Genomic DNA, 25,208 nt, shown 5'->3' on the forward strand with positions numbered 1-25,208 from the left:
AATGGCGCTGTTTTCTGGGTGAATGTCAGCCAACAATCAAGAGGCTTCGTGGATGAGCCGCAGTTCTTCATCCATGGCGGCGTCATGGTCAGCCTTCTCTGCCGCCTGCTGCTCGTCATTGATCGACTGTGCATTCTGCAGGCTCGTTGGCGCTTCGTGGTTTTTGGTTTCGCTGCGCTTCATGAGGCGCTTGAAGCGCTCTTTCGCGTACTTCTGGTGCTCGGGGGTAAGGGACTCAGCCACCTCGCCATTGAGATCGATGCGGTGCGTCGCCTTTTTGAAGGCATTGAGGTAGAACTTGCGCGAACACCAGTATGCCAGGGCAATGCGTACCTGGTTCCAGGTCAGGCCAAGCTGCTGCTCCTTGACCTTCGCCATGATCTGGCGATTGATGCTGATCGCCAGCGGCCTCACCGGCAGTTCGCCTTTCTTGGGGAACGCCTTGGGGAAATGCTCGTTGAACGCAGCAAGGGTCTTGACCAGTTGCTCCATTTGTTCCGGCGACAGCTTTTTCTTGGCGGGCATGCTCGTTCTCCTTGTTCGGTGTGCGATCAATATATGCTATAAGCGATACATTGCAAAGGCCGAATTCAGAAAATTTTCTTTCAGCTCAGATGGATAGCGCCGGTGCTAGAGGCCGAGGTCATGCTCCAGGGCGGCATCGAGGCGTTCAGTCGATTCGACCCTGACCAGGAACTGCGCATCACCCAGGTGCCGGTAAAGCTTCAAAAGTTGGTCATCATTCAATTTAAGGCTATACCATGTTTCAATCGGTATCCGCCGCAGCAGGACGTTAAGCCACACCGAACATTGCGTTTGTCGAGTGGGTGACACCGGATCTTCAGGAAGCACCTGCAGCAAGTCTGCAGCGCGATCTGCCAGGGTGGGTTCGCGACGTGACTGACATCGCTGATAGAGGTCTTTAGCCAATCCTGGTAGCAGCTTCGATTCGGATGGCGAGCGTACCAAGCTGGTGACGATTTCATGGAAATTGACGCCACGGCTTTCAGCGTAATCCATCAGGGCATGCAGCGCCGGAATACCCGCCAGAGGAAAGGCAAACTCGTCCTCTGTATTGAGGCTGATTTGATCGAACACCTTGCGAAACTCATAGTCTTCGCCGCTGCGCCCGCGAGGCGCTGAAATAGAAACAAACGCGGCTACCGCTGTGTCCGCCAACCCATTCTTCGGGCTCAGGATGTCTTTCCAGACCTGGTCGAACCGATCACGGATTTCAAAGACATGCATGGCCGGAAATTGATCTTCCCACACCGCCTTGCGGCGAACATCATCCTGAAAGAGATGGCGCGAATCGGCGACCTTCTGGTAGCGCCGGGTCAGTGCCCCACCTGGACGGCTCCCTTGTGCCAGCAGATTCGCCATGGCCCGCGAAAATCCGGCAGGGTTTTCGCAGAAAAGGTCATCCATGGTCTGGTACAGCAAAGCCGGGTAGAGATGCTGGAATGTTTCGGCGTGATAGCGAAGCTGCTGCTCATCATCGAACAGCTTTGGCCGCTGCTCGACAGGCAGTTTCATTACCAGGGCCGGCCATTCCTGATCACCCAGATCAATCAGCGCGGGATGCTTGTCCTCGTAGGCCCTGAAGGCTTTCATGATCCGGGCCAGACCTGGGTGCTCATACGACAGCGCCAGCTTGACCCGGCCCACGAACTTGGCCATGAGCGAGTTGTAGTCATGTTCCTCCATCCTCCGCATCACCTGTAGACAGCCCTCGAAGGAATGGTGTTTCTCCAGCGCCTGCAAAATGAAGCGCACGCCCTCCTGCCGGCAGTGCATGCTGACTGGGAGGGTAACTGGGGCCAATTGGGGTAGGGCGCAAAGCTCGGGCGCCTCCGAACCCGCCAGGCCGTGCCCGTGTGGATAGCACAGGTGCTTGGCCAGGTTTTTTCGATCGTTTGCAGCCATTGTCAAAGCCCCAACTCATGGACGAGTACGGATTCCAACACGCAGTCATCAACGATGATGTCGCGCAGCCGCTTGTCATCGAACGCCAAGTAGAGCTTGAAGCGATCTGCGTCAGGCAGTGGCAATTCCAGCAGCCGATCCACTCCAGCTATCCGGAGGATGCCATACGTCCAGAGCATGGCCGCATCAACCTGGCCATTGAGGCTGGGCATCGTTGTGATGAGCATGACCAATGCATCCGTCTCGCTCTTGATGCCAGGATCTCCAGGTGAAGTCAGTGCATTGGCAAGCAGGATCGCAGGGGATAAACCCAAGTTTTCGAGCAGACGGTGCAAAGGCTGATACTTGAAATAAAGAAAATCGATCACATTAGGCCCAGCATTGGGAAGGGGATCCAGGGCTTTGTGAATTTCCTGTTGTGTGACTCCACGCAAAGTTGTCGCAAGCTGCTGAGCAACAGCAGTTTGAAATTCGGTCAAATGCTCTTCGGCTTCCACCGAGAACCTCACAATCTGTTTTCTGATGACTGTCATAAGGTGCTGGCCCAACAGGTTGGGCGACACATCACCGCAGGCGTGGACAATCTCGGCATAGACGGAGACTGCCGCCGATGCGGCTTCGACTGACGCTTCGGAGGCCAAGTCCAGGTACTTTCTGCTGGTGAAAAAGGCCAGCACGTTATCGAGACGTTTTAAGCACTCCCCCGCAGTCGGTACGGCTCCAAGGATGGAGCAGCGGCGACGATCTGTCAGCGGACAATCCACTGCATGCACTGCTACCATGGTTTTCTCGACGCCCAGTCTGCAGAAAGCCCGCACCATGTTGCGGTGTGCGGTGGTGAGAAGTTCAAGGCTGTTCGGGCGCACCGCTTTGGTCATCCAGCGCTGGAATTGCAAAAAACGCTGATCGCCCGTGGCGGCCTCCTGGAAATAGCGGTCAATTTCCTGGTTGACCCACGTGGGAAAGATCCAGCTCAAAATCTCCAGGCGATGGGGAATCTTGAGATCTTGCCCCACCAAAATCGGTAGATCCTCGGGGTCTGTGGATGCCAGGTATTTATCATCACTGCAGGTGGTGGCCAGGGTTGAGTGTTCAGCACCCAGGTCTTCCATGAAGGCGTCTAGGATTTTGTCCAGGCCAGGGTGTTCGAAGCTCAGTGACAGGAAGAGGCGGGTTCGGGCAATACCATCAAATTGCCTCACGTAGGCGCCATTGTGCTCATGAATACCCTGGTGATAGATCGCCAATGAACCGAACTGGTCGAGCACCCGCAGCATGAAGTCAGCGCAATCAACCTTGCTCTGCTTCGAAAACGGTTCGATGACGTTGGTGAACCGATGCAACTCATCGATGAGGTCGGCTTGTGCTTGGGTCAGGTGCATGGCTGTCACACTGGGTCAGATAAAAGTGGCGACAGTCTCTCAGCTGACACGGATTAATGCAATATTGATTTGTACAACACTGCCCCGATGTTTTGGCAGGCGTTGAGGCTGCCGTTTGTGGGCAAAAACGGCCTCGCTCAGGATTGCTGCAGCATCTCGTAAAAACGGATGGCCTCGCGATCCAGGCGCTCGCGAGCTACACCCCGGACGCCGACCGTAACCCTGGCGTAGCGACCATCGAGGTCTTTGAGGTCATGCCAGTGGGCCTTGCTGCTGGCGCTTTTGAACTTGCCCACCAGGGTGCCGACTTTGATGCCATTGACCAGCACATCATAGGAAGCCGGGGCATAACGTGCGTCGACCAGGGTATCGGCGCTTTCGATTTTCTTGAGCAGGACTTCATGGGCCATGGTAGTGGGCCTGTGTTGTTTTTGTTATTTAAATTATGCTGGTGCAGCAGCCGGCTGATCAAGACGGACACTTACGGGCGCTCCGCCAAGGTTATCTAGGGCATTTGGGGGCTGATCATGGGCTAATCACATGCCAGGTCGTGCGCCAGCAACGTATCCACTCGGTCAGGACTCAGCAAGACCTCTCGGAAGCGCTCATCCCGCTTGAGGACATACAGCGCCAGCACGGCATCGGTGCTGCACCCACTGGCAAGCAGCGCTTCCGTGTCTTGCAGGTACAGGTAGGACGCCCTCAGGATGTCGAACGCAGTCTCGTCAGCGTAACAGTCATGTGAGTCGTTCATGCTCTATGGCGATGGCATGCATGCCAAGGGCGAACATGTCCTTCTGGTTGTGGCACGGCGAACCTTCGCCCAGATGTGTTTCGATCCCACCCATATTTTTATGGGTGTCGAGCATGTCCCCGAACAACACCACCGCCGCCAGCGCCGTTTCATGGATATGGTTGGACTGCTGATTGGCAATCCTAAGTGCGGTGAACTCATCTACGCGACTCAAGAAATTCAGCTTGAGGATCTCTGCATTACTCATCGTTCGTCCTCTCGGGCTTACATGCCCAGCTCATGGGCCAGGAGGGTATCAGCCCGCCCAGGGGTGAGCAGCGCCTGTTTGAACCTGTTATCGCGCTTGAACAGGTAAAGCGCCAGCAAGGTGTCGGCATCTAGGTCGGCAGTGAGTAATTGCTCGCTTTCCTGGAGGTACAAAAAGGCCGCACTTATAACGCTCCCAGCATCGACGCCCGCGTATTGGTCGAATGGCTTGTTCACCAGGCATTTTGCGCAAGTGGTAATGACAGCGCTGTAGGCAGAGGGGCTGGTCAGAAGAAAGTATGCATCCAGGTTGAAGCCATAGTTTTCCGCAGCCTGCAAGAATGCGGCATGTGCTGGGACGGCATTGTTGGAATTGAGGGTCACGTCCAACGTGCAATCCAGGGCGACCAGGCTTTCATGTATCTCAAGTATCATGCACTCCTGGTCTTCTTTGCACAGGGTGCCTGCTATGGCGAAGAAATTCTTGATGGTGGCACGGAGCTTGTCTTCACTGCTATTCGTATCCAGCGCTTTCATGACCTTCAGCAAGCGCCTTTGACACTCGATAAGCGCGCTGCAGAAAGGCAAAACCCCCTGCCTGCGAGTGTCGTCCATGGTCACATCAAGGTCGATCAGCTTGAACAAGATAGTATCAGCGATTCTTTCGCTTGGCCTTTGCTCAAGGGTGGACAGCGAGGCAATAACCTTGCTGATGGCCTCGCCATTTTCAGCCACGAATTGATTGAGCTGTAATTGGGCGGCCAATGGATTGAGGGAGATGAACGCCGTGGGGTTATGCAGCTGATTTCCCTGGTCATCCCAGAGCTGGGGAATGCGACGGACATCTGCTTCGGGCATGGCGTATCCCGGCTCATGAATGTGATTGGTAGTCAATTGGCCGGCAAAGTGCTGATGGATCTCTGCGAGGAACTCATCATAGCGCTCATGGTTGACCATCAACGAAAACTTGAGCAGCGCCAGGAATCCTTGCTCGGCCTCTTTGTCTTCATGGTCGTGGCGAAGCCATGCCGGCATGAATAGCGCCCTGATGACATCCAGGTTCTCATAGGCATCCAGCAGGTCGTTGAGCAGGCATACGGCCTCCATGGCCATCTGAACATGGGTTTCGCCGCTGCCATGGACAGCCTCGACATAGGCAAAGTCCTTGATCCTGGCCAGGAAGGCCGCCTGCCGGCGTTCTAAGTTTGTGGGCATCCTAGAGCCCCATGTCATAGGCGAGCAACACGTCGGCCTTGTCGGGCGTGCGCAACGCGTCCTTGTAGCGCTCATCACCCTTGAGCATGTACAGACAAAGCAAGGCATCACCACTCAAGTCGCTGGCCAAGAGGGCATCGTCATCCTGATTCAGCAGGAAAGCCGCGCACAGCACCCGACGCACAGGTTCTCCAACAAAGACACTGCTATTTCCGATAGGCAACTCAGCGGCAACACGCCTGAACACGTCCTGTTTGCGCGGGGCTTTCATCTGAAAATGCGTTGCTAAAAAATCGAGGTCATCGAACCCATGCGACCGCGCTTTACCGAGGAAGTCGGCGTAAGCATGGATGGCGCCAGCGTAGTCAACAAAGTTTCCATCATCGACCATTTCCTCAAACAGGTTTTGCGATATGCGGGCCAATGCCGATTGCTTAACAGGCGCATCCAGCGCCTGAAGGCAATCGAATAAACGCGCAACAGCAGAAGGAAGGTCAGTCCAGCCATCTTCTTGGCTCAATCGCCTCATGATCATGTGCAGGCGATTGGTAAATTCCTCACTGGCATCCAGGTGCCCAAGGAGGGCCATGCGGCGCGGGTCATCAATCGCCACATGCCCCATAGACATGAGGTCACACAGGTGCTTAACCACATTCTCGCGAAATGACGGTTCCAGCTCGGGGAGAGAGCTGATGACACGGAGCAGCGCAGGGCCATTTTGCTCATAAAAAGCTTGCAACTGACTGTCCACACTGGCTTTTCGCGTGGTAATGAAATGCACGGGATTGTGCTTCAGGTTGCCCTGGTTGTCCCAGAGCTTTGGTTTTTGCCGCTCATCGATCATCGGCGGCGTTGGGTAGTAGGTCATCATGGCGGTACGAGCAGCGTTGATGGCAAAGATCTGTGTGGGGTAATGCTTGCTGTGCTCTAGGTGTGCCTGCTCCAGGATTTGATCCAGGCGCTCGTGCTCGATAGCCAAAGCGTTCATGAACGCTCCAAATATTCCCAATTGAAAGTCTTCGTCCTGCAATTGATCCTGGAAGGTATCGGCAATGTTGCCAATGTGCCCATAATCATCCAGCAGGTCGCAGGCGAGCAGGATCGCGCTCCAAATCGTGCTGGAGTACTCCTGTGCTTTTCGGTTGGCGATATGCAGCTGCCGAAAGTCCTGCACGCGCTTGACGTAGGACTGTTTGAGGGCTGCGCTGGCTTGCTGGGTGCTCATTGTGTTTTCAGTGTTCATCCGTTTACAGCCCCAGCTCGTTGGCAAGCAGCAAATCGGCCTTCTCTGGCGTGCGCAATGCGTCCTTGTAGCGCTCATCCCCCTTGAGGATGTACAGACTCAGCAAGGCATCTCCGTTCAGGTCGCTGGCCAAGAGGACATCGTCATCTTTGTTCAGCAGAAATGCGGCACAGAGCACCGCGCAAACCGGTTCACCGACATAGGCATCGGCACGTTTAGCGGGCAACGCCGCCGCCACCTTGGCAAATACATCATGATTGCGGTGGGTTTTGGCTTCAAAATGCTTGGCAAAGAATTTGTCCGCATCGAAACCATTTTGACAGGCTGTTGACAGCAAAACCGAGTAAGCATGCACAGCGGAATTGTAGTCGACGCAGTCGTCTTTCATCTCAAGACTGACACTAAGGTCGGCTTCAAAGGTCTCCAGGGCATGTTGCTTTTCCTGAGCATTCAGGAATTGAAAAATATCAAACAGTCGGTCAATCGCGGAGCCATGCACTCGTCGCTCGTGTTTCAGTCCCATCATGATCATTTTCAGGCGATCGTTGAACTCATCGCTGACATCCAGATAGCTGGCCATGGCGAGTCGCCGAGGATCATTAACCGCCACATGATCGATGGAAAATGAGGATTTCAGGCTACTAACAATTATATCTGCAATGGAAGCATCCAGGGTTGGCAGCATGTTGATGACGTTCAAGATCGCCGGGCCATTTTCTTGATAAAACTTGTACAATTGGCTGTCAACACTGGCTTTTCGTGTCGTGATGAAGTGCACTGAATTGTGCAGCAGGTTGCCCTGACTGTCCCACAGCTGCGGCTTGAGCTGATCGCCAATCATTGCGCGGGTTGGGTAATAGGTCATCATGGCCGTGCGGGCCGGGTTGGTAGCCAGCAATTGAGCAGGGTAGTGCCCGTTATAATCCAGGTGCACCTGCTCTAGGAGCTGATCCAGACGATCATGCTCAATGGCCAGGGCATTCGTGAATGCACCAAAAACCCCGTTCTGAAAGTCGTCGTTTCGCAGCTCGGGCTGGAAGGTTGCTGCGATGTTGCCAATATGCACGTAGTCATCAAGCAGGTCGCAGGCGAGAAGAATCGCATGGGCCGCCGTGCTCGAATGATCCTGGCTTTGCTGATTGGCGACATACAACTGCCAAAAGTCCAGCACCCGCCTGATGTAGGACTGTCTCAGCACTTCTTCGTTGGCCTGGGTACGCATTGGATTTTCCGGATTCAGTTTTTCACCATTATTGAGTGTGCCGTACGACCCGGTCAAACCCAGCGACGCCTAGCGATTGACCTTACAAACCCATGTCCTGTGCCAGCAGGTCAGCCAGGTAATCCGGGTCGGTGGTCTTGTCCCGAAGCCGGGTATCGCCCTTGATGCGGTACAAGCGCGAGGTGGTTTTCGAGTCCAGCTCCATCGCCAGCAGCTGGTCGACAGGGTAAGCATCGATAAACGCACCCAGCCAGACATCCTGCTTTTTCAGGTATTGCGTATTGGGGATCTGGGGCAAACGCTCAGCCACTGCTTCCACCAGGGCCGTGGGAGTAGTCTCAGCCGGCATCCCCAACAAGCCTGTGAAAACCGGATTGAAATCAATCCCCGTTGTGCGCAGCTTTTGAATGAAGTGGGAGGCCGGCTGGAAATGGAATTCCAGAGAAAACCCCAGGTCGATATTGGCCTCGAAGTCCAGATGATGCACAAACGCGGCTACGACCGAATCCTGACCAACCTCTGTGGCCTGAATGTGCTGGATCAATTTGTCGGTAATGTTCAGTGCATACTCAATGACGATGGGGTCAGAGAGGTCTTTAACGACCTCGGCCATCCGCTCTGAAATCAAGGCCGAGTCCTGCTCGCCCTCAAAAAGGAGTGCGAAGCGTGGATCGTTCACGGCAAGGTGGTCTTCAATGGCTACTCGCAGGATGCTGGATTTGAGGCTTGCGAACAGTGTTTCACCCAAGCTGTCTTTTAGCTCGGCGAATTGCCATTCAAAATGATCGCTCTTCTTGTGGTAGGCAAAGGCGAGATCGTCCGTCACCCTTCCTTCAAAAAATGCACAGTATTCTTTGGCTGGGTATCGCAGCGTTGAGTCATCTGAGAACAGATAATGCTTTTGCAGGCTTGTAGTCCCGAACGATGTTGTCCCCAACCTCTCTTTGATTTGCGAAAGGCGCACAGGGCTCAATAGTCGATGTTCCTCAGCTACCGCATCCTGATATGCCCAGGCTAGGATCTCCCTGAAATACAGACCTTCGTGCTGCAAGGCCCATCGGATAGCCGCAAATAGCCCTGCCGATAATTTCTCAGCCCTCTCCTCGGGCTCCAGCGCAATGGCGTCTAGCACCGGGTCGATCCCACCGAACACGACAAAAATTCGTCCCATCAACGCCTGGGAGTTTTCTGCCAGCTCGCCACGACTAGCCCTTTTGGTTTGGAAGTTCAAATCGGTAAGCGAGATAAAAAGATCCTGAATGGTGTTCATGGTCAAAGGCACAGATCTGCTTCCATGGAGTCGGTAAGGTCGGTTGAGCTCATCTCTTCCAGGAGCGGCTGAAACCCTGTCAGCTTGTACAGCTCGCGCCGTTCACGGCTGGTGTAGCCATTGAAATGGAAGTCATCTTCCCCAACCTGCATGACCATGGCCTTTTTGATGTCAAAGTCCGAAGACACGCCGTAGGCATTGCCGGTCAGGGCCCTGAGAAAGGCGCGGTTGGCGATGTCAGAAAACGCCGTGCGATTGAAGCTAGTGGAGAGGGCCTGGCCTGCCGGCACACCCATCAGCGATATGGCCAGGTGGCGATAGAAGTCAGGACTCATCTGCATCAAAGTGCGGAAGGTGTTCTCCAGCAATTTCTGGTTATCCAGGCGGAACACTCCTTTGTTCTTGTCAGTCTCGCCCATGACTGCATAGAAATCGAAAATCCACTGGTTTTGCTGGTAGCTGCTCGACCACAGTAGATTCAGTTGCTCATCGATAAAGGCGACGCTGTGCTCTGCGGGCAGGCGTGTGTGGGTCGACGGCGCTGCGGCCACACGCAACATTTCGCGAAAACGATGGGAGGCCTCCTCATTCCCCAGCTCGTAGGAACCTGTGACCGTGAAGCGCAGGTCGGGCAGATGCGCACGGCTGCAGGTAAGTAGGGCTTGCATCACCTCCCGGTGGTCAAGCAGGTTGGCATTGTGCAGGGCGGCGATCAAGTCCATCTCGTTCTTTTGGGCGAGGTAATCCAATGATCCTTCCCACTGTGGCCCATGGTAGCGGCAGTACAGCGAGACATCGCGCAGACTCCCATCTTCATTACGAATGGAAGGGCGCTGATTGAAGGGCGAGCCTGTGGTGCCGAGCTCTTCACACAACCCTTCGACGAAGTAAAAGAGCGGCTTACCCAGGTAGGCGGGAATCAAGGCATTGGACTGATAGGGCAAAAAGCCAAGCCCTCCTTCAGGCAGATCCACGAACAGCTCGGCTTCACACCGCTGGACGAATTCCATCACACGGGGAAAGTCGGGGTGCTCGAACGCCAGGCTGATGGCCAGCATTTCCACCAGGCGTATTTGTGCCATGTCGATCTGCTTGGGCGTGGGGGCAGTGACGCCTTGGCGGGCGAGGTGACTTTCCACCCACTGATCACACGCGACCTGCTGATCAATCGCCTCCATGACTTCGGCAAGGGAGTATCGAGCAAATGCCATCAGGCTGTCTTTGCTCTGGTAACAATCCTGGCGGGTACCGCCTGCGAACCGGTGTTCAAGTGGGTATGACATTTAGATCCCCAGGTCGGATGACAGAATTTCTTCGTGGTACTGCTCAGACTTTATGCGATGGACAAACGAGGAGTGCCCAGTGGCCTTGAAGCACGCCATCAGCTGGTGCTCATCCTGGCAGAGGTTGATGCAATCCCGCTCACTTAAGGTATTGATCCAGCCATAACGCCGGGCCTGCGCTCGACTGGGGGCGTCCTTGTCGACTGCGCGCTTCATCCACTCGGCTGCAGCGCGGATGACTTCGCGATCTAGCCAACGCTCGTCATGCGCATACTTGCTCCTCATCTCAAGGCATTGCCCGAAGTTGTCACAACTCAAAATCCAGGGCGCCATCTTGACGCGGTAGTCCATTCCTTGATTGATCAAAAATTGCTTCAACACCTTGGTCTGTTCGGCCTGGGTGGTGATGGAACCGGGTTTGAAAGATTGTTCGCATGGGTCTGTCAGGTCGTAATCGGTGCTTTGATCCTGAAGGTGCCGGTACAGATCATTGATAAAGCAGTGCTCCATGAACTCCGGCGAGCTTCCCACCGCCGCCAGGTGTTCAGCGAGCTCTTGTGGAATGACCCTCGATCTGCCGCCAAACAGCGCCATAGCCACGGTCTTCAACCTAGTTTCACATTCCAGCGGGGTGATCAGCTCTCCATCAAACAATACTCGACGCAGGGCCATGCCAGAGCCGTCAGCAACGCCCAGATCAAGCGGATGCTGCTCCAGGGCATTTCTGCAGTTGTCCCGCATCGCCTTGAGCCCATAGGGGTCGCATACCTTGGCGATCGCCACGTACTCCTGCACCACCGGAAGATTTTGCCGCAATAATGTCAGATCAAATTCAAGGGATTGAATTGTCCCAGCTGGTTGGGCCAGCAGGCTACCCAGGATGACATCCGGTGACTCACCCTCAATCAGCTCCAGCCGCTGGCTGGATGTTCCTGATAGCCGGTAATTGCCTGCCGCGCTCTGCGCATATTCCAGCACATTCCTCAAAAAGTCAGGCTCTTCTCGCCCCAGCAGGGCTATTTGAGCGTGGTAGCGCCTGGCGAAGTGGAACGTGTCGTAGTGGCTGCAACCGATAACGCCCGCCAGGGCATTGCGAAGGTGCCCCCTTAGGGCTTCAGGGGCGTTTTGCAGGTCGTCCAAGGCCTGCTTGAGGTCAGGGTACACCTCATGGATGCTACGCAGCATATCGGCGCACAGAGCGGCTTGATTGGACAAGCGTAATTTCCCAGCGCTGCTGACGCATTCATCATGGATCTGCATCAGGCTCTTGTGGAGTTCGTGTTCTAGCTTGCTCATGTTACATCCCAAGCTCGGTGGAAAGAATTTCTTCAAGGTGGTACTCGCCTCGCAAGGCCTGAGCCAGGTTGCGATGCCCGGTGGCGCGGAAACAGGTCATCAGCTGATCGTCATTCTCACAGAGGGTCAGGCAATGTTGTTCACTGAAGTTCTTGATCCAGTACATACGGCGGGCCTGTCGTCGATTGTGCTGTATTGAATTGGCATCTTGCTGCAGGGCGGCGGCCCGGATGATCTCACGGTCGAGCCAGTGCGCATCGGTGATTGGCTTGCTCTTGGCGCGCCAAGCGTTGAGGTTGCCTTCAAGCAACCAGGGCGCCAGGTAAGTGCGGTGATCCACCCCCTGGCGGGTAAAGACGCCCTGCAATGTCAGGCAAAAGTGCTCATCGACAGTCGGAATCTCACTGTTCTTGGTCGGCGCCTCACCCCAGTCGAGGTCATTCTCAAGGTAGGCAATTTCGGCATAGATGCTGTCAAACAGCTCATCCACGGACAGCTTGCTGTGGCCCAACGCCTCAAAATCGTTCGTCATACGTACACGGGGATAACCATCACCCGTGCCATGCATGGTATGGGCAATGGCTTGGATCCGGTGTGCACACTCATGGGTCGAGGTGATCTCGCCACCAAACAGCTGACGTCTGAATGCCAGTGACTCCCCGTCACGCTTGGAAAACTCAAACGGGTAGTCGCTCAGTTTTTCAGCGAAGCAGTGCACGACCTTCTCCAGGCCAGCTTTATCGACCTGCTCGGCGATCGCCATGTACTGGGCGACAAAGGGAATGTTTTTAGCCAGTCCGAACACTGAAAGGAGTCTTGCCGTCCCGAGCGGTTGCGCCAGCAGGCTTCCGAGGGTGAGGGCGTTCTCGTCGCCTGGATGGAGGTCTTCGCACACCGCCCGATTTTTCGGCCTGCCAGAAAGACGCTTGTTGTCCTTTTGTCTGCCGGCGAACTGCAGGATGTCATTGAGAAATTCCGGCGCTTGCTGGCCAAAGGCTGCAATGTCGCCGTGGTACCTGACCATCAAGGCGAGTTCATCGTATTCGGTGCAGCCATAGACAAATGCCAGACTCTGGCGCATCGCCTGACGTCGATCCTCGGGCGCTTGTTCAATGCTGTGCAGAGCCTGCAGGCCATCTCGATACAGATGCTTGATCTGGCGGAACAAGTGCGTGCATGGGGCAGCTGCGGAAATCTCGGTCGTGGTGGTTGACCAGCTGTGCACCGTAACACGGATTTCATACAGGCGCTGAAGGAGTTCTGTGTGGTTGGTAAATGTTTCGGTCATGGTCACAGTCCCAGATCCCCAGAAAGCACACCCTCAAGATGATGCTCACCCTGGATTTTATGGAGGAAGGTAGGACTAGGCCTGAGCTTGTAAAGGAACGCCCACTCTCTGTCACCGAGGTTTGCATTGAGCAGATTTTCTTCGGGCGTTCGCATGAGGAATTCACGGTACAGCAAGGTGCTGACCTTGATATCCAAATCATTGTTGCACGCATCCACGGCTTGAGTGACAAACCTGCCGTACTGCTCAGCATCCAGTCGCCCGACACCCCAACTACCGCCTACGACTGAAGCCGCCAGCCGGCAGATATCGGCTCCGATATCGCCCAGCGCGCTTAGAAAGACCGCTACATTTTCCTTGTAACTTGTAGTGATGTACCTGCCATCGCGCAGCACTGCGTAAAGATCAATGTTAAAATCCTCCATGCAGAAGCCAGGCATGTGATCCAACAACCCTTTGAATGCGCGCACGCTTTTGCGAATGAATTCTTCAGCGGAGATACCCCCAGAGGCTTCCACGGCCTGGAGAGGGCGTGCAAAGTGATCGGCTAGAAGTTTGAGGCGCCTTGCATACTCGTTGGCACTAACATCCTCACCTAGAACCGCAAGCCTGATGGGGTCATTATGAGCCAGTTCTTTGAGGTGAACGGACTCACTAAGACTCACTTGATATCGCCGCAGCGCCTCAGAGTTCTGAGCTCTGGCATAGAGAACAAGATCCGCAAGGTGGGATCTAACTCATCCAGCATGTCACTAACCCGATTCACAAAAACATCCGGATAAATGAGGTTGAACTGATCGACTATCCGACCATTCTTCATCAGGTCGAGCTTGTCCAGGTTGCCATCCAGCCAGGCCCTGGCAGGCGAGTTCGGATTGAGGACTTCCAGCACCTGCTGAGCCAGGCCAATTTCCCCTTGGGTTCTAGGCAGTGGGTCTTGGATGGACGCCTCGACCATTTGATAGGTCAACGGGATCAGTCTATCCAGGTGAGGCCCATCCTCCATCAGCGACCTGGCTAGCATGGCAATCCAACGCTCTGTCAGCGAGACATGCTGACCAAAGAGCGGTGAACCCGGCTGCACCGTGGCAAGGCGCAGGGACTGAATGAGTGTCACGAAGTCCGGGAAGATTTCAACGGCGCGTTCCATCGCGGAAAGGGATTCGAAGGGCTCGCAAAATCCCAGTTCGTCTGGCAACACAGGAAGTTGCTCGAAATAGTCGAGTTGGGCGGGCGTGATCAACGCAATTCTCCTGGATTCTTTCTCCCTCCACTATAGGGATATTGCCTGGGCCACTGCAATGAAAGCCTGCCTCGGCGTGAATGATGCCGTCCATGGCTGGGGACTTACACAGGCAGCATAGCCATAGCCAACAAAGATTGGGCTGTCTGGTGCGGGGAGGGCGACCGAAGGTTAGGCGGTTTTGCGCTTAAGCTGGGTCGTCAGCACGTCGATGCGCATCAACTCATCCGAGAAAGCCCGCACCCAGTCTTTGGCGCCCGCAGAGAGGCCACAGGATATCTGGCCAGCAAGCAGGTGCACGACACTCAAACGGAATGCTGCACTAAAGGCCTAGGTCACACTCAAGCATGCTGGCCATCCCCCTTTCCGAAAGCAGGTTGGTCAGCTCGGGCCAGCCATAGATGGCATGAAGGCGATCAAAATAGGCAGTGTCAGCGATCGAAGCAATCACGCTCTCACGGTTTACGAATGCATTGATGGCCTCCACGAAGCCTGGGCACCGCTCAGGCATCACCGTGCGCAGGAGAAAATCCATGAACGGCTGGGTACCGAAGCCCTGGATCACGCTCAAAAAGTGCAGGCCGCCCGCCTGATCGATCTGTAATGCCTGAACCCATGGTGCCCGCAGATCAAAGACCACGCGCTTGGCTAGCATCCTGTCATCCAGTGCTTCCTTGAGTACTGCAAAGCCACGTTTACGCCGTGTGACATCCCCAGGATTGACCGATGTACTGAAAATGCCAGAAAGCTTGCACAGATGCTGGGTATACGAAGGACGCTGCTCGATCTTTAGCGCTTTGAGCAATGGCCAGATTAGCTCGGTGTACAGCGCACCTTCCAGATGGGCCTGGGCGTAGTACTTGCCTGGCGCCTGGTTAACACGCTCAAGCCTGAGGGGATCATCGAACATCGGTGTGAGATTCCTGGGTTTTGACCAATATACCGACAAATACAGCAGGCAAGCCATCCCTGGCCAAGCTTTCGTCAGAACCCCAGGGCGTAATACAGGTTCGCCTGGCTGATAAGCTTGCCATAACGAATCTCCACGCTCGATTTTTCAGCATCCAACAGGCTTTTTTGCGTATCCAGCACGGTCGAGTAGTCAACGGTGCCCACGGCATACTTGCGCAGGGCGAAATCCATGGCCTTCTGCGCTGCACTCAGCTCATCTTGCATCCACGGGGTCTGCTTGTTCCAGCCCTCGGTTTCGATCAAGGCCTGGTTGACGTCTGCAAAGGCTGTGAGGATCGTTTTTTGATAGAGCGCTGCCACTTCACGCTGGGCCGCTTTGGCCTGATCGATCTGGGACAGCCTGAGCCCGCCGTCAAACAACGGCAGGTCAAGGGTGTAACCCAGTGTCCAGAACGATGAGCCGGCACCGGTCAGGCTGGACAGGGAGGCGCTCCTGCCGCCGCCCTGGGCGGAGAGCCCGATCGAGGGGAACAGGGCAGCACGGGCCACGGCCACGTCGAAGCCAGCCGCTTGCAGCTGATTCTCCGCCTGCTTGATATCTGGGCGCTGTTGCAGCAGGAGCGAGGGTAGCCCCATGGTGGGCGCCATCAAGGGCTCCGCAATGCCGGTGCCCGCTGACAGCGTCAGGTCGGGTATGCCAACCAGAATGGCCAGGCTTTGCTGGTAACCTTCCCGGCTGGTCTTGGTGCTGATGCGACTGCGCTCCAGGCTGGCCAGGTCAGCTTTAGCCTGCTGAACATCCAGCTCGGAGGTGACCCCGAAAGCGAGCTTCTGCTCGGAAATGGTCAGTTGCTGGCGGCGAGCCTCGATCTGCTTGGCAATCACCTCACCCAGTGCGTCCAGCTGACGTATCGACCAGTATTGCTGGATCACGGCATTTCGAATGAGGTTTTGCGTATGCCGACTGTACTCACGCGCCGCTTCCGCAGTTTGTGCATTCGCCTTGGTGGCGTTACTCAAGCGCCCCCACATATCCAATTCAAAGCTGGCCAGGCCAGACGCGCTATGGGTACTGGAGCGGTCACGCTTGTTCGCGGTGTTGGTCGATTCGCGGGTAGATCCAGCGTTTACAGTGAGCGAAGGCAGCTCATTGGAGCGAGTGGCTCCCAGCACGGCAAGGGCCTTGTCGTACTGGGAAAGCGAGACGGCGATGTCCTGGTTGTGGGCGTTGGCCAGCCCGATCAACCTCAATAACTCCGGGTCTTGGTACCGGCTCCACCAGTTAACCACGGACGCCGAGGCCGCATCAGCCTCACTGGCTTGGGCGAGGTACTGGGCAGGCAGCTTGACGGGCTCAGGGCTGGCGGGAGGATTGAGCGCACAGCCAGTCATAACCAGCGCCAAGGCGAGAGGTGTCAGTTGAAGTAGGCGGGGCACCGGGACGATCCTTTTTATTATTAGTCAAAGGATTTTCCCACATTGTTCCAAGCGAAACAATGTTTAGCCTTATATTGGAATTTAGATGCGGGATTGCCCAGCGCGGATCCCAGTCACCTGCGACCCCGAAAGACCGCACGCACGGCCACAGCGTGAACGTAAGCCCTTTGTAGTGCTTCCTCATGGGCCAAGCTTGTTCGCCAGGATCGACAATCTTTGCAGGTACACGCCGTGCCTGCCGGTGGATCGCAGTAGATCGGAGGCGGCTCATTGGCTTCACGTTTTTTAGCTGAGTCCCCGGCAGCGGGGTAGGGATAGACCGAGCATTCTGGCGATGCGGGGTGCTGGGCTACGAACCAGGGCTCATCGCCTTTTTCCTGCAGGTAAGAAACGGGGATATCTACCCCATAGACTCGCATCAGGGCAATGCTGGGTTGATCGCGATAAGGCGAACTGAAGTTAAACTCGGAAGCGGGGAATGATTTCCCATGGAACTCCGGATTGAGTATTCGGCGAAGCCGCTGCGGCGCATGGGATGTCTGGTTGTTGGTCAGTGCCCAAACGGCTTTGGATAAAGCTTCGACTTGCTGGCGCAGTGCATCGATGTCATGCGCCTGACAGTTACACCGGGTAGTGCTGAGTTCACCACCATGATAGATGCGCCCAACGCTGCGCCGTGATACGCCGAATTTCTTTGCAGCAGCTGCCAGGGACAGGGTGCCCTGGCAGGCCTTGATCGCCTGGCGGGTCGCTTCCGAAATCAGGGTGTTTCTGGGCTTCATGGCGTCAGCACTCCAGAGGGTTTCCTAGGTACTTACCCTGCCTGGGCTGGCAGGGGGCAACCGCTCAGTATCCAAGGAGGGGCGAGGGTTGGTTGCGCTTGTTGATCAGCCGATTGATCGCATCCTTAATTGTAGACTCGCCAGCTTCACGGCTATTGTCACTGAGCAGCGTGAGCGTCTTGCACATCAATGGTGTCAGTGGGTAGACGGGCACGGCGAAGCCTTTGCCCTCGCAGCCATTCTTGACGATCTCCCAGCTGGCGCTGAAAGCACCGTTGCCGTAGTGGTAAGCCAAACCATAGCCGACCTCGGCATCGTGCGGAAGATCGGAAAGCGGGCATTCCACATGATCAGCTTGACAACAGTTGCTGGCGCTGCTGAACGACCCATGCACCTTGCGGCATTTGCCGCAGGTGTACTGGTTTTCACCCAGGATCTTGCCAATGACATCGGCAGCATCATAGAGGCCGAGGCGGTTTGCAACGACCCGCAGGTCACGCAGCTGATCATTGGCCCCGTCCTGGCGCTGGGGCTGCTGCTGGATATTCCGCAAGGTGGTGGCTAGCGTAGTCGTCAGGGTGTGATTGACCACCGGATGCTGTTCGTAGACGATCATGTTGCCAGCACGATCGAATACTGCGCCAGGTTCGGCGTCGAAGTCGTGTTTTTCTTCAGCTCTGCAGCGGGCGCAGGTGGCGTTGTGATCCCCATTGGGGTCGTCGTCGATGACCGACATTTCTGTCCTGCAGCTAATGCAGTGTCCGTAGTCATGGCTCATGATTGTGCCCTGTGGTGGGTGGTTGACAGTAATGTATACCGGGTATATCTTGTGGTCAAGACAAACAGGACAAGGAATCACGACCATGACCAGTCAGAATCTGTTCGCCATCACCTACAACTCGGACACCACCGAGGGCCGTGGCTACACCATTACTCTCGGCTATACGCACACCCGCGAACTGGCCGACGCCATCGTCAGCGATCCTCGATTCAGCAAGTACTGCTGCATGGGCTTTCACAATGCTGAAGAATGCAGGAAGTACAGCGTGCGACCAGCTGAACTGTTGATCTTCGAGTCAGTAGACGAGCTGTACGACCGCGAGCAGGAAGCCGAGCGTCAGAAAGCGTTGGCAAAACTCAATCCTCGTGAGCGCAAGATCCTTGGCCTGGAGTAGGGCGGGCTGAATGCAGCAGGCTCTTCAGCCCCCTGCGAAGGGGGAGATTAGCCTCGCATCAGCCGCTCGCCCTTCTGTTTAGCGGAAAAACTGGAGCTGCACCCAAGCCCCAAGGCGCCTGAGCGCAGCAGCATAAAACTCGATGCGTTCAATTTGCTTGGCGTTCACACATACAGCCTTGCACCCAGCCTCATAGTCATCGACTACCCGGTGGAACCTGTTTATGAAGGTGGCGCACGCCTCCTTGCTGTTGAGGATCCGGACGGCACAAGGGCCGCCAATAGCATGATTATCGCTGTAGACAGCCCCCTGATATACCTCATAGATAGCCTCTACCACCCCTGGCGACGTGTCGTAAAGCTCATCAAGCTTGGCAATTTCTCCCATTTTCTGGAAGGCGTCATTAATCCGGCTTTCGGCCTGATGCTTGTTCTGCACATGGCTGTAATGATCAAGTTCGCTTGGTGCAGGGTGCCCTGCTTTGATGAACGCCTTGTAGGCGACTTTTTCATTCCAGACGTACCTTGGGGTGCCGTCTGACAACGGCCTTAACACAGCATATTCAGGCTTTACCGGCTCACCTGTCGCCGACATGATCTTGCCGACCTTCAAAGCCTTATTGGCCTGCATCATGGTGATGGCAAAGTCTCTGGACAGTTGTTTGATGCCGGAGAACTTGGTGTTTTGGTTGGACATATTTAAATCCTGTTGTTATTGAAACTCCAGATGGAGTAATAACAGCATCAATATATTATAAAGCAGAATCAATAAGCAATAAAAAGCTGTAACTTCGTCACACCATTTTCATATAGTGCTCGTACATGCAAACAACAAGTCGTGATCATCGGTGAACATGCGAAGAAAGACAATGATGCGAATGGCGCGAAAAAATCACCTGATTCAACCCTGTGAAGCCATGCGTCCATGAAAGGATTGCGAATAGCGTATACCTGGTATACTCTATGGGAGTCACCAATCGAAAGGAGAAGGGCATGTCACTGGTATTCATCGGCGAGCAGTTTCGCAACGAGGTCACCAGACCGTTCTCCCTGCGTCGGCTTGAGCGTGGCCGGCAACCAATCGATTTCGGTAAGGCCAGCCTGGCAGTTGAGCCAGGCGTCTCGACCAACAACCTGCTGATCAAGCTGCGCAATAGTAATGAGTTGAAGATTCCCGCCTTCCTTGGCGAACCAGTACGGGCCTTCATCGAAGCCTGCGTTGCCCACGCCAGGGCGGCTGATCTGCCGGTGCGCAACCGCTTCATCTACGTGACCCTCGATTCTCGCCCTTTTAAAAAGGGTGGCACGCAGCGCACGCCAGGATGGCATGCGGAAGGCCTGCAGGGCGCCGAGGTTCCGGTCAAGCAGGGCGGCTGTTACCACTTTTTGTGGACAAACAAACTGCCGTTCAAAATCAGCACGCAGGGGTTCGATCTGTCTGGCATCAACCTTAGCCAACACCATGTGTTTGATTCGCTGGCGCGGCAGGTCTATGACGATATGGTGAAACCAACCCTGGCCGGGCACCTGTACCTGCTTAACTGCTACCAGATGTACACGGCGGTGCCAGCTGATCAGGACACGGATGATCGGTTGTTCGTGCGTGTTTCGTTCTCGGAGCTCGCCTACACCTCGACCCGCATGTCACTGAACCCTGATATCGATTATCCCTTCACGCCGCACACCACGACCGGTGCCGCACCCGCCCATCTGCAGGTCTGGGATGCTGGTGACGAGCAGGTCGGCAAGGCGTCTTGACCCCTGTGGGCGTGCCCCCTAGTGTAGGGTCACCTGGACGCTGGAAAATGGCCTGATGACGCAGACAATGCTTCAAACCCGATGGATTGACCTTTGCCAGCGGCTGGGCATCGACACGCCAGAGCACAAATGGGGGATCCTGGAGGCTCATTACCAGGCCGAAGGGCGCACTTACCATACCTTGCGCCATGTTGCTCAGTGCCTGGTGCTGTTTGATCAGTACCGCACCCTGGTGGCCGACCTGGATCTTGTCGAGTATGCGTTCTGGATGCACGATGTCGTCTACGACCCCAAGCGTGCGGACAACGAAGCGTTGAGCGCTGAAATGGCCGGGGCATGGATGGCGCAGGACGTTCGCTCGGCCTCTATCGTGTCGGCACATATCCTGGCCACACAGCACCCCTCGGCGCCGATCGATCCGGATCAGCAATTCGTGGTGGACGTTGACCTGGCGATCCTGGGGGCCCCACGCTCGGCCTATGCCGACTACTCTCAGGCCGTCAGGCGTGAGTATGCCTGGGTACCCGATCAGGCGTTTCAGGTGGGCCGGGGGAAGGTTTTGGCTGACTTCCTGGCCCGATCGCGTATCTACAGCCGTCCGGAGTTCGTTGACCTGTGGGAGCAACAGGCTAGGCTTAATATGCAGTGGGAGCTGAAGCTCATGAGAGAAGTCGACTAATTCCACCGACCAGAGGGAGGCGGGCTGCCATGAACAACGATCGTGATCAGGCACCGGCAGAGCAGGACATCCACCTGAGTCTGACTGCCAGCGAATACGCCGAACTTCTCAGCAAGATTGCCAAAGAATTGGAAATCTTCGGCGTGTCTGAGCTTGACGGGATGGCCAGCACCACGCTCAAGAGCGCATTCGTCAAGCTGGACATGGCGTGCCCCTTTGACCGACAAACACTGGGTGAGCTGCAGCCGGTTGAGAAAATCCGCCACCAACTTGGCCATCTCTATTAGTAAAAGGTTGTCGGCTAATATTTTCTCAGCACATCCGCTACGTCATCTCCCACAGATAGGGTTTATGCCACCTTCTGGGCGGCTTGGACTCCCTCCTGGGAGAGCTTCAGAAAGAACCGCAAAAGCTAGACCAAACCTGCCTGGATCATCTGGCCTCGTCCGTCAAGATCACCACGCGGGGGCTGGTTGGCATTGCGCAAACGTGGTCAATATTCCCCAGCCTGCACGCCAGACCCCGCGAGCGTGACCACAGATGAGCGTACAAGCCCAGGCGGGAGAGTCTCGGGTGACAGAGGAGTCTGGCCAGCCTGCTATTGTCGCGCTCAAATGCATGCCCGAACTTCAAGCGGTGGCGATACAGGGGCCTTCGCCCTGATTCAAGGATGGTCACCACCCACAAAGGGCAAGCCTTTGAACCGGCGCTCAAGTATCGAGATCTGCACGCTGGGCCAGAGGTGTACAGCGCCTGTGGCAGGTTGGAAGAGACAATCACCAGGCTCTACCGGCAGGCCGGAATCAAGCAGAGCTCATCGCACAGTGGTGGCCGGACATTGGCAGTGAAGGTGCTTGCCGCGACCGTCGACGTGGATACAGTGCAAACCATCCTGGGCCGCCAATCTCTAGACCACAGCAAGCCATATCTGACCGTCGATCAGGAAACCATATGACGAGAATTTCTACATGGCCATTTGACGTCCTCACCTACCTGAAGGAAGGCGGCTCCAAGGCTACGATTGTATGAATTTATGTGTATATCCCATTGACATATACACATGCTTCATTATCATGGGATATACATTTGATATATCCCGCGAGGTGTGCCGTGGAACAAGGCGCCGTTTTTCAGAGCAATCGCAGCCAGGCGGTGAGGCTACCCAAGGCTGTTGCCCTTCCTGATGACGTGAAGCGTGTCGATGTGGTGGCTCTTGGTCGAGCCCGGATCATTACCCCTGCTGGCGAGTCTTGGGATAGCTGGTTCGACAGCGAAGGCGTAACTGTTGACTTCATGGCGGAGCGCGAACAGCCTGCCGATCAGGAGCGCGAGACTTTCTGATGCTCAAATTCATGCTCGACACCAACATTTGCATCTTCACCATCAAGAACCGTCCCCAAGAGGTGCGTGAGGTTTTCAAGCGGCATCACGGCCAGATGTGCATCAGCACCGTGACGCTAATGGAGCTTATCTACGGTGCGGAGAAGTCCTCGAACCCCGAGCGCAATCTTGCGGACGTAGAAGGCTTTGCGGCTCGACTGGAGGTGCTCAAGTATGATCAAGAAGCTGCCGCCCACACTGGTCAGCTTCGTGCTGAACTGGCCCGTCTTGGTAAACAAATTGGCCCCTATGACCAGATGATCGCTGGGCATGCCCGTTCTCAGGGGCTGATTGTTGTCACTAACAACCGCTGCGAGTTCGACCGCGTGCCCGGTTTAAGAATTGAGGATTGGGTCGCCCCGATCGCGTAACTGAGGAAAACTCGGCCATGGCACAACTGATCGAGGCGCTACGCTTGACTGCCGCGAAATGGCGAAAAGACAACCAGGAACATCGTGAGGGCGTTGTTCTGGTGTGGAAAGGCAAGGTATACGGCTGGAAGAATGAGCTGCGTGATCCGGCCAGCGAACGCCCAGGCGCCTATGCCGTGGACAAGGCCGGGCAGGTCTTCAAGGCCGAAGGCGGCGACGACTACAACGGTGCAATTGAATGGGTCGCGGTTGTCCCTGACGCGCCATAGGATAACACCATATGGACGCAAGACTTTGGACTGTTGCTCGATCTGCCAACCCAGGCTTCGCCTTACAAAGCTAACTAGAGGAAAATTCATGGAACTCCCGATTTCTCTCCCTGAAGGATGGTCTGCTGAAGCGGATGAAATGCTCGGCGTAGTCATCACCGCCGTGTCCTCGGAAGGGCATAAAGGATTTGTCACCGTCAGCGAGGCGAAGCGCTCGTTCGAGCTGGGCATGAGCGTGGTCAGGCAGCGCAAGCACTACGCTGGTCGATACTGGAGAAAGGAGTTGTACGAGGAAGCAGTTGCCACTCTTCGGGCAGCAATGAGTTAGGGGAAACTACGATGAGTAAAGCGAAAGCATGCAACCATCAAAACCAACACACAGAGGGAGCGGGGGTTCGCTGGTGCTCTGATTGCGGCAAGAAGGAGCCAGCACCTTTGAGCTTGGATCAAGCGACTTCCGCAGAGCGGCAAAGGCAAGCCAACCGGATTGAGGGACAGTTTGACACTCTACAAGATCGGGTAGCTGCTGTTGGACACGGCAAAAAGTACAGCGACGAAGAAGTGGCGGCAATGCGGGCAGAGATGGCGGTGCTTTCGAACCAGTATTTCGACCTGACCGGCCTCACCTTGGAATAGCAGGGTAACATACGTGAAGATCAAACCGACCCGCGAGCGGATTAATGATGCACTGGCTGGTGGAGCGCTCAGTTTTCACGAGTTGCCATGCGGGTTTATCCGCCTGAAAGCCACCCAAGGTCTTGGCGCTATAGCGCGAACGGAGGCCCACCAGGTTGCTTCATCGCTTTGAGCCGAATGGTGCGTGAAATGGGCCTGATTCAATGGGAAACGGGGGTAGGCGCTGGTCAGCGGTTTGTTCAACTGCCCGAAAACTCCAAGACATAGGAATTCGACTCGTGATCCTTCGATGGCTTCGCCGCATGATTGGCAAAAAGGCCCAAGCCCCAACGCTGTTCCTTGGGTCTACGACCTCCGGCTCAATGACCGATGCCCAGTTGAGGGAATGGGCTTGGTGGTTGCATGCCACCTCGATAGCCCCGGCAAAACTATCAGGGTTCGGAATCGACCCTGCGTTGTTGCTTAAGGCACAACTGGACGATCAGGCGTTGATGGATGTTCGTCGCTGGTCAGGCGTTGCGCACCCAGACCAGAACATATAGAAAACCGACATCATTCTGCCTGGAGTCCCCCAATGACCTTAATGAAAATCGTGTTTACAGAAGAAGACAAAGGCTTTGGTCAGGTGGGTGGCAGTGTTCGTATGGACGACCCAGGATTGTGGCCTCTGTCACCTGACACCCAGGAGCCGATGACACCTCTTTGCACGGTCATGGAAAGCTTCCTCCCAGCTAAAATCTTTCCGCCCGACATGGCTGCCACGGTATTCATAACCGCTAGAAAACAGCGCGACGGGGGCTTCAAGGCATCTGTCGTCAGCCGCTACTCACTTCATGAGCAAGCGGAGCTGCCTGGCATCCACAATGGTTACGCACGGTTCATTCTCCATCGGTTGTGTGAGGAAGAGTTAACAGCCCCACCTGGAACGCTCTTGCTGGAGCGCCGTTTTATCGACTTCGAGCCGATGACCGAAGATGAATTTGCCGAAGAGCACGCGGACGAGGACTCCGGTCTGGGAATCAGCAAGCAACTCGGTCGAGCAGCCTGGATGCAAGATCCAATTTATGTTCCAGACCGGTACTTGCTCCTTTTGCAACTGACTGACTATGAAGTTAGCCGCTGGGCCCCCGAGCAGGAAGGGATCTTCCTGGATGGCATAGGTTACATCTATCTGGACAAGCGAGCGCGGCGAAAAAACCAAGGTGACGAAGCAGGGTTCTTTTTTGTTCAATACACCTGATCAAAACAAGGATCAGCGTGTTACCATTCACGGTGCTGGTTTACACCAAAGTCCGGGCGCTAGCCCACTTGAATGCAGGAAAACCGGCCATGACTATAAACTAGCTTATTTGTTGAACGGGACAGTGACACCCGTAAGACTGAGGAGCTGTAGAATTCTTCGATTGCATTGTTGATCAGGTGAGCACATCCTCACTGGACTG

The 25,208-nt window shown here is 55.4% G+C and carries 31 protein-coding genes; 11 read left to right on the plus strand and 20 right to left on the minus strand.

Going from position 1 to position 25,208, the window contains the following annotated elements; all coding sequences use genetic code 11:
* Positions 1-36 precede the first annotated feature (36 nt).
* From DV532_RS26575 to DV532_RS26660, 19 genes are all read right to left on the minus strand, one after another.
* Positions 37-525, minus strand: coding sequence for a ProQ/FinO family protein (locus DV532_RS26575; RefSeq protein ID WP_056799395.1), 489 nt, complete (start codon positions 523-525; stop codon positions 37-39).
* 105 nt (positions 526-630) lie between these two features.
* Complete coding sequence (locus DV532_RS26580) at positions 631-1,926, minus strand: hypothetical protein (protein WP_056799392.1); 1,296 nt, start codon at positions 1,924-1,926, stop codon at positions 631-633.
* Positions 1,927-1,928: 2 nt separating this feature from the next.
* A complete protein-coding gene (locus DV532_RS26585; protein WP_056799389.1) occupies positions 1,929-3,308 on the minus strand; it encodes a hypothetical protein in 1,380 nt (459 codons plus the stop codon).
* A gap of 137 nt (positions 3,309-3,445) precedes the next feature.
* A complete protein-coding gene (locus DV532_RS26590) occupies positions 3,446-3,718 on the minus strand; it encodes a hypothetical protein (protein ID WP_056799386.1) in 273 nt (90 codons plus the stop codon).
* A gap of 122 nt (positions 3,719-3,840) precedes the next feature.
* Positions 3,841-4,062 carry a hypothetical protein gene (locus tag DV532_RS26595; protein ID WP_120715436.1) on the minus strand — a complete coding sequence of 74 codons (222 nt, stop codon included), beginning with the start codon at positions 4,060-4,062 and terminating at the stop codon, positions 3,841-3,843.
* On the minus strand, positions 4,046-4,309 hold the full coding sequence (locus DV532_RS26600) for a hypothetical protein (RefSeq protein WP_056799381.1): 264 nt from the start codon (positions 4,307-4,309) through the stop codon (positions 4,046-4,048). The genes DV532_RS26595 and DV532_RS26600 overlap by 17 nt, the downstream gene beginning before the upstream one ends.
* A gap of 17 nt (positions 4,310-4,326) precedes the next feature.
* The gene (locus DV532_RS26605) at positions 4,327-5,541 is read right to left on the minus strand and encodes a hypothetical protein (protein WP_156675955.1); all 1,215 of its coding nucleotides are present in this window, start codon (positions 5,539-5,541) and stop codon (positions 4,327-4,329) included.
* On the minus strand, positions 5,525-6,748 hold the full coding sequence (locus tag DV532_RS26610) for a hypothetical protein (protein ID WP_056799372.1): 1,224 nt from the start codon (positions 6,746-6,748) through the stop codon (positions 5,525-5,527). The genes DV532_RS26605 and DV532_RS26610 overlap by 17 nt, the downstream gene beginning before the upstream one ends.
* A gap of 22 nt (positions 6,749-6,770) precedes the next feature.
* The gene (locus tag DV532_RS26615; RefSeq protein WP_056799369.1) at positions 6,771-7,988 is read right to left on the minus strand and encodes a hypothetical protein; all 1,218 of its coding nucleotides are present in this window, start codon (positions 7,986-7,988) and stop codon (positions 6,771-6,773) included.
* A gap of 82 nt (positions 7,989-8,070) precedes the next feature.
* Positions 8,071-9,258, minus strand: coding sequence for a hypothetical protein (locus tag DV532_RS26620; RefSeq protein WP_056799366.1), 1,188 nt, complete (start codon positions 9,256-9,258; stop codon positions 8,071-8,073).
* Positions 9,259-9,260: 2 nt separating this feature from the next.
* Positions 9,261-10,541 (minus strand): hypothetical protein, encoded by a 1,281-nt coding sequence (locus DV532_RS26625; RefSeq protein WP_056799363.1) that lies wholly within the window; start codon positions 10,539-10,541, stop codon positions 9,261-9,263.
* The gene (locus DV532_RS26630) at positions 10,542-11,837 is read right to left on the minus strand and encodes a hypothetical protein (RefSeq protein WP_056799360.1); all 1,296 of its coding nucleotides are present in this window, start codon (positions 11,835-11,837) and stop codon (positions 10,542-10,544) included.
* A 1-nt stretch (position 11,838) separates the two neighbouring features.
* Positions 11,839-13,125, minus strand: a complete 1,287-nt coding sequence (locus DV532_RS26635; protein ID WP_056799357.1) for a hypothetical protein — start codon at positions 13,123-13,125, stop codon at positions 11,839-11,841.
* A 2-nt stretch (positions 13,126-13,127) separates the two neighbouring features.
* Positions 13,128-13,790: a hypothetical protein gene (locus DV532_RS26640; protein ID WP_120715437.1), complete on the minus strand. Its 663-nt coding sequence runs from the start codon at positions 13,788-13,790 to the stop codon at positions 13,128-13,130.
* Positions 13,787-14,368: a hypothetical protein gene (locus DV532_RS26645; RefSeq protein WP_120715438.1), complete on the minus strand. Its 582-nt coding sequence runs from the start codon at positions 14,366-14,368 to the stop codon at positions 13,787-13,789. Before DV532_RS26645 ends, DV532_RS26640 begins: the two co-directional genes overlap by 4 nt.
* 322 nt (positions 14,369-14,690) lie before the next feature.
* Positions 14,691-15,335 (minus strand): hypothetical protein, encoded by a 645-nt coding sequence (locus tag DV532_RS26650; protein WP_162948997.1) that lies wholly within the window; start codon positions 15,333-15,335, stop codon positions 14,691-14,693.
* Between the two features lie 17 nt (positions 15,336-15,352).
* Positions 15,353-16,717: an efflux transporter outer membrane subunit gene (locus tag DV532_RS26655; RefSeq protein ID WP_236707505.1), complete on the minus strand. Its 1,365-nt coding sequence runs from the start codon at positions 16,715-16,717 to the stop codon at positions 15,353-15,355.
* A 113-nt stretch (positions 16,718-16,830) separates the two neighbouring features.
* Positions 16,831-17,499 (minus strand): hypothetical protein, encoded by a 669-nt coding sequence (locus tag DV532_RS30500; RefSeq protein WP_156675954.1) that lies wholly within the window; start codon positions 17,497-17,499, stop codon positions 16,831-16,833.
* Positions 17,500-17,563: 64 nt separating this feature from the next.
* Positions 17,564-18,235 (minus strand): hypothetical protein, encoded by a 672-nt coding sequence (locus DV532_RS26660; RefSeq protein WP_120715439.1) that lies wholly within the window; start codon positions 18,233-18,235, stop codon positions 17,564-17,566.
* A gap of 127 nt (positions 18,236-18,362) precedes the next feature.
* On the opposite strand from DV532_RS26660, the gene DV532_RS26665 reads away from it, so the two are divergent.
* The gene (locus DV532_RS26665) at positions 18,363-18,674 is read left to right on the plus strand and encodes a hypothetical protein (RefSeq protein ID WP_056799349.1); all 312 of its coding nucleotides are present in this window, start codon (positions 18,363-18,365) and stop codon (positions 18,672-18,674) included.
* A gap of 78 nt (positions 18,675-18,752) precedes the next feature.
* On the opposite strand, the gene DV532_RS26670 is transcribed toward DV532_RS26665, so the two are convergent.
* Positions 18,753-19,370 (minus strand): hypothetical protein, encoded by a 618-nt coding sequence (locus DV532_RS26670; RefSeq protein ID WP_056799344.1) that lies wholly within the window; start codon positions 19,368-19,370, stop codon positions 18,753-18,755.
* 296 nt (positions 19,371-19,666) lie between these two features.
* On the opposite strand from DV532_RS26670, the gene DV532_RS26675 reads away from it, so the two are divergent.
* From DV532_RS26675 to DV532_RS26725, 10 genes are all read left to right on the plus strand, one after another.
* Positions 19,667-20,431: a hypothetical protein gene (locus DV532_RS26675; RefSeq protein WP_056799343.1), complete on the plus strand. Its 765-nt coding sequence runs from the start codon at positions 19,667-19,669 to the stop codon at positions 20,429-20,431.
* A 55-nt stretch (positions 20,432-20,486) separates the two neighbouring features.
* Positions 20,487-21,110, plus strand: coding sequence for a hypothetical protein (locus tag DV532_RS26680; protein WP_056799340.1), 624 nt, complete (start codon positions 20,487-20,489; stop codon positions 21,108-21,110).
* Between the two features lie 29 nt (positions 21,111-21,139).
* Positions 21,140-21,397: a hypothetical protein gene (locus DV532_RS26685; RefSeq protein WP_056799337.1), complete on the plus strand. Its 258-nt coding sequence runs from the start codon at positions 21,140-21,142 to the stop codon at positions 21,395-21,397.
* 383 nt (positions 21,398-21,780) lie between these two features.
* Complete coding sequence (locus DV532_RS26690) at positions 21,781-22,065, plus strand: integrase (RefSeq protein ID WP_201785245.1); 285 nt, start codon at positions 21,781-21,783, stop codon at positions 22,063-22,065.
* A gap of 155 nt (positions 22,066-22,220) precedes the next feature.
* Positions 22,221-22,451: a type II toxin-antitoxin system VapB family antitoxin gene (gene vapB / locus DV532_RS26695; RefSeq protein WP_056799331.1), complete on the plus strand. Its 231-nt coding sequence runs from the start codon at positions 22,221-22,223 to the stop codon at positions 22,449-22,451.
* The gene (gene vapC, locus DV532_RS26700) at positions 22,451-22,861 is read left to right on the plus strand and encodes a tRNA(fMet)-specific endonuclease VapC (protein ID WP_056799328.1); all 411 of its coding nucleotides are present in this window, start codon (positions 22,451-22,453) and stop codon (positions 22,859-22,861) included. The genes vapB and vapC overlap by 1 nt, the downstream gene beginning before the upstream one ends.
* 17 nt (positions 22,862-22,878) lie before the next feature.
* Positions 22,879-23,130: a hypothetical protein gene (locus DV532_RS26705; RefSeq protein ID WP_056799325.1), complete on the plus strand. Its 252-nt coding sequence runs from the start codon at positions 22,879-22,881 to the stop codon at positions 23,128-23,130.
* An 88-nt stretch (positions 23,131-23,218) separates the two neighbouring features.
* Complete coding sequence (locus DV532_RS26710; protein ID WP_056799319.1) at positions 23,219-23,458, plus strand: hypothetical protein; 240 nt, start codon at positions 23,219-23,221, stop codon at positions 23,456-23,458.
* Positions 23,459-23,469: 11 nt separating this feature from the next.
* Positions 23,470-23,766 (plus strand): hypothetical protein, encoded by a 297-nt coding sequence (locus tag DV532_RS26715; protein ID WP_156675953.1) that lies wholly within the window; start codon positions 23,470-23,472, stop codon positions 23,764-23,766.
* Positions 23,767-24,340: 574 nt separating this feature from the next.
* Positions 24,341-25,006, plus strand: coding sequence for a hypothetical protein (locus DV532_RS26725; RefSeq protein WP_056799313.1), 666 nt, complete (start codon positions 24,341-24,343; stop codon positions 25,004-25,006).
* Positions 25,007-25,208: the final 202 nt, after the last annotated feature.

The organism is Pseudomonas sp. Leaf58, assembly GCF_003627215.1.
GTDB lineage: Bacteria > Pseudomonadota > Gammaproteobacteria > Pseudomonadales > Pseudomonadaceae > Aquipseudomonas.

Coding starts and splice junctions, on each gene's coding strand:
- DV532_RS26620 (WP_056799366.1), bottom strand. CDS start 9,258: ATGAACACCATTCAGGATCTTTTTATCTCGCTTACCGATTTGAACTTC.
- DV532_RS26725 (WP_056799313.1), top strand. CDS start 24,341: ATGACCTTAATGAAAATCGTGTTTACAGAAGAAGACAAAGGCTTTGGT.
- DV532_RS26615 (WP_056799369.1), bottom strand. CDS start 7,988: ATGCGTACCCAGGCCAACGAAGAAGTGCTGAGACAGTCCTACATCAGG.
- DV532_RS26575 (WP_056799395.1), bottom strand. CDS start 525: ATGCCCGCCAAGAAAAAGCTGTCGCCGGAACAAATGGAGCAACTGGTC.
- DV532_RS26610 (WP_056799372.1), bottom strand. CDS start 6,748: ATGAGCACCCAGCAAGCCAGCGCAGCCCTCAAACAGTCCTACGTCAAG.
- DV532_RS26605 (WP_156675955.1), bottom strand. CDS start 5,541: ATGACATGGGGCTCTAGGATGCCCACAAACTTAGAACGCCGGCAGGCG.
- vapC (WP_056799328.1), top strand. CDS start 22,451: ATGCTCAAATTCATGCTCGACACCAACATTTGCATCTTCACCATCAAG.
- DV532_RS26580 (WP_056799392.1), bottom strand. CDS start 1,926: ATGGCTGCAAACGATCGAAAAAACCTGGCCAAGCACCTGTGCTATCCA.
- DV532_RS26685 (WP_056799337.1), top strand. CDS start 21,140: ATGAACAACGATCGTGATCAGGCACCGGCAGAGCAGGACATCCACCTG.
- DV532_RS26690 (WP_201785245.1), top strand. CDS start 21,781: ATGGTCACCACCCACAAAGGGCAAGCCTTTGAACCGGCGCTCAAGTAT.
- DV532_RS26705 (WP_056799325.1), top strand. CDS start 22,879: ATGGCACAACTGATCGAGGCGCTACGCTTGACTGCCGCGAAATGGCGA.
- DV532_RS26670 (WP_056799344.1), bottom strand. CDS start 19,370: ATGTCCAACCAAAACACCAAGTTCTCCGGCATCAAACAACTGTCCAGA.
- DV532_RS26635 (WP_056799357.1), bottom strand. CDS start 13,125: ATGACCGAAACATTTACCAACCACACAGAACTCCTTCAGCGCCTGTAT.
- DV532_RS30500 (WP_156675954.1), bottom strand. CDS start 17,499: ATGAAGCCCAGAAACACCCTGATTTCGGAAGCGACCCGCCAGGCGATC.
- DV532_RS26680 (WP_056799340.1), top strand. CDS start 20,487: ATGACGCAGACAATGCTTCAAACCCGATGGATTGACCTTTGCCAGCGG.
- DV532_RS26650 (WP_162948997.1), bottom strand. CDS start 15,335: ATGGCTTGCCTGCTGTATTTGTCGGTATATTGGTCAAAACCCAGGAAT.
- DV532_RS26715 (WP_156675953.1), top strand. CDS start 23,470: ATGAGTAAAGCGAAAGCATGCAACCATCAAAACCAACACACAGAGGGA.
- DV532_RS26630 (WP_056799360.1), bottom strand. CDS start 11,837: ATGAGCAAGCTAGAACACGAACTCCACAAGAGCCTGATGCAGATCCAT.
- DV532_RS26600 (WP_056799381.1), bottom strand. CDS start 4,309: ATGAGTAATGCAGAGATCCTCAAGCTGAATTTCTTGAGTCGCGTAGAT.
- DV532_RS26585 (WP_056799389.1), bottom strand. CDS start 3,308: ATGCACCTGACCCAAGCACAAGCCGACCTCATCGATGAGTTGCATCGG.
- DV532_RS26625 (WP_056799363.1), bottom strand. CDS start 10,541: ATGTCATACCCACTTGAACACCGGTTCGCAGGCGGTACCCGCCAGGAT.
- DV532_RS26590 (WP_056799386.1), bottom strand. CDS start 3,718: ATGGCCCATGAAGTCCTGCTCAAGAAAATCGAAAGCGCCGATACCCTG.
- DV532_RS26660 (WP_120715439.1), bottom strand. CDS start 18,235: ATGTCGGTCATCGACGACGACCCCAATGGGGATCACAACGCCACCTGC.
- DV532_RS26595 (WP_120715436.1), bottom strand. CDS start 4,062: ATGAACGACTCACATGACTGTTACGCTGACGAGACTGCGTTCGACATC.
- DV532_RS26675 (WP_056799343.1), top strand. CDS start 19,667: ATGTCACTGGTATTCATCGGCGAGCAGTTTCGCAACGAGGTCACCAGA.
- DV532_RS26710 (WP_056799319.1), top strand. CDS start 23,219: ATGGAACTCCCGATTTCTCTCCCTGAAGGATGGTCTGCTGAAGCGGAT.
- DV532_RS26665 (WP_056799349.1), top strand. CDS start 18,363: ATGACCAGTCAGAATCTGTTCGCCATCACCTACAACTCGGACACCACC.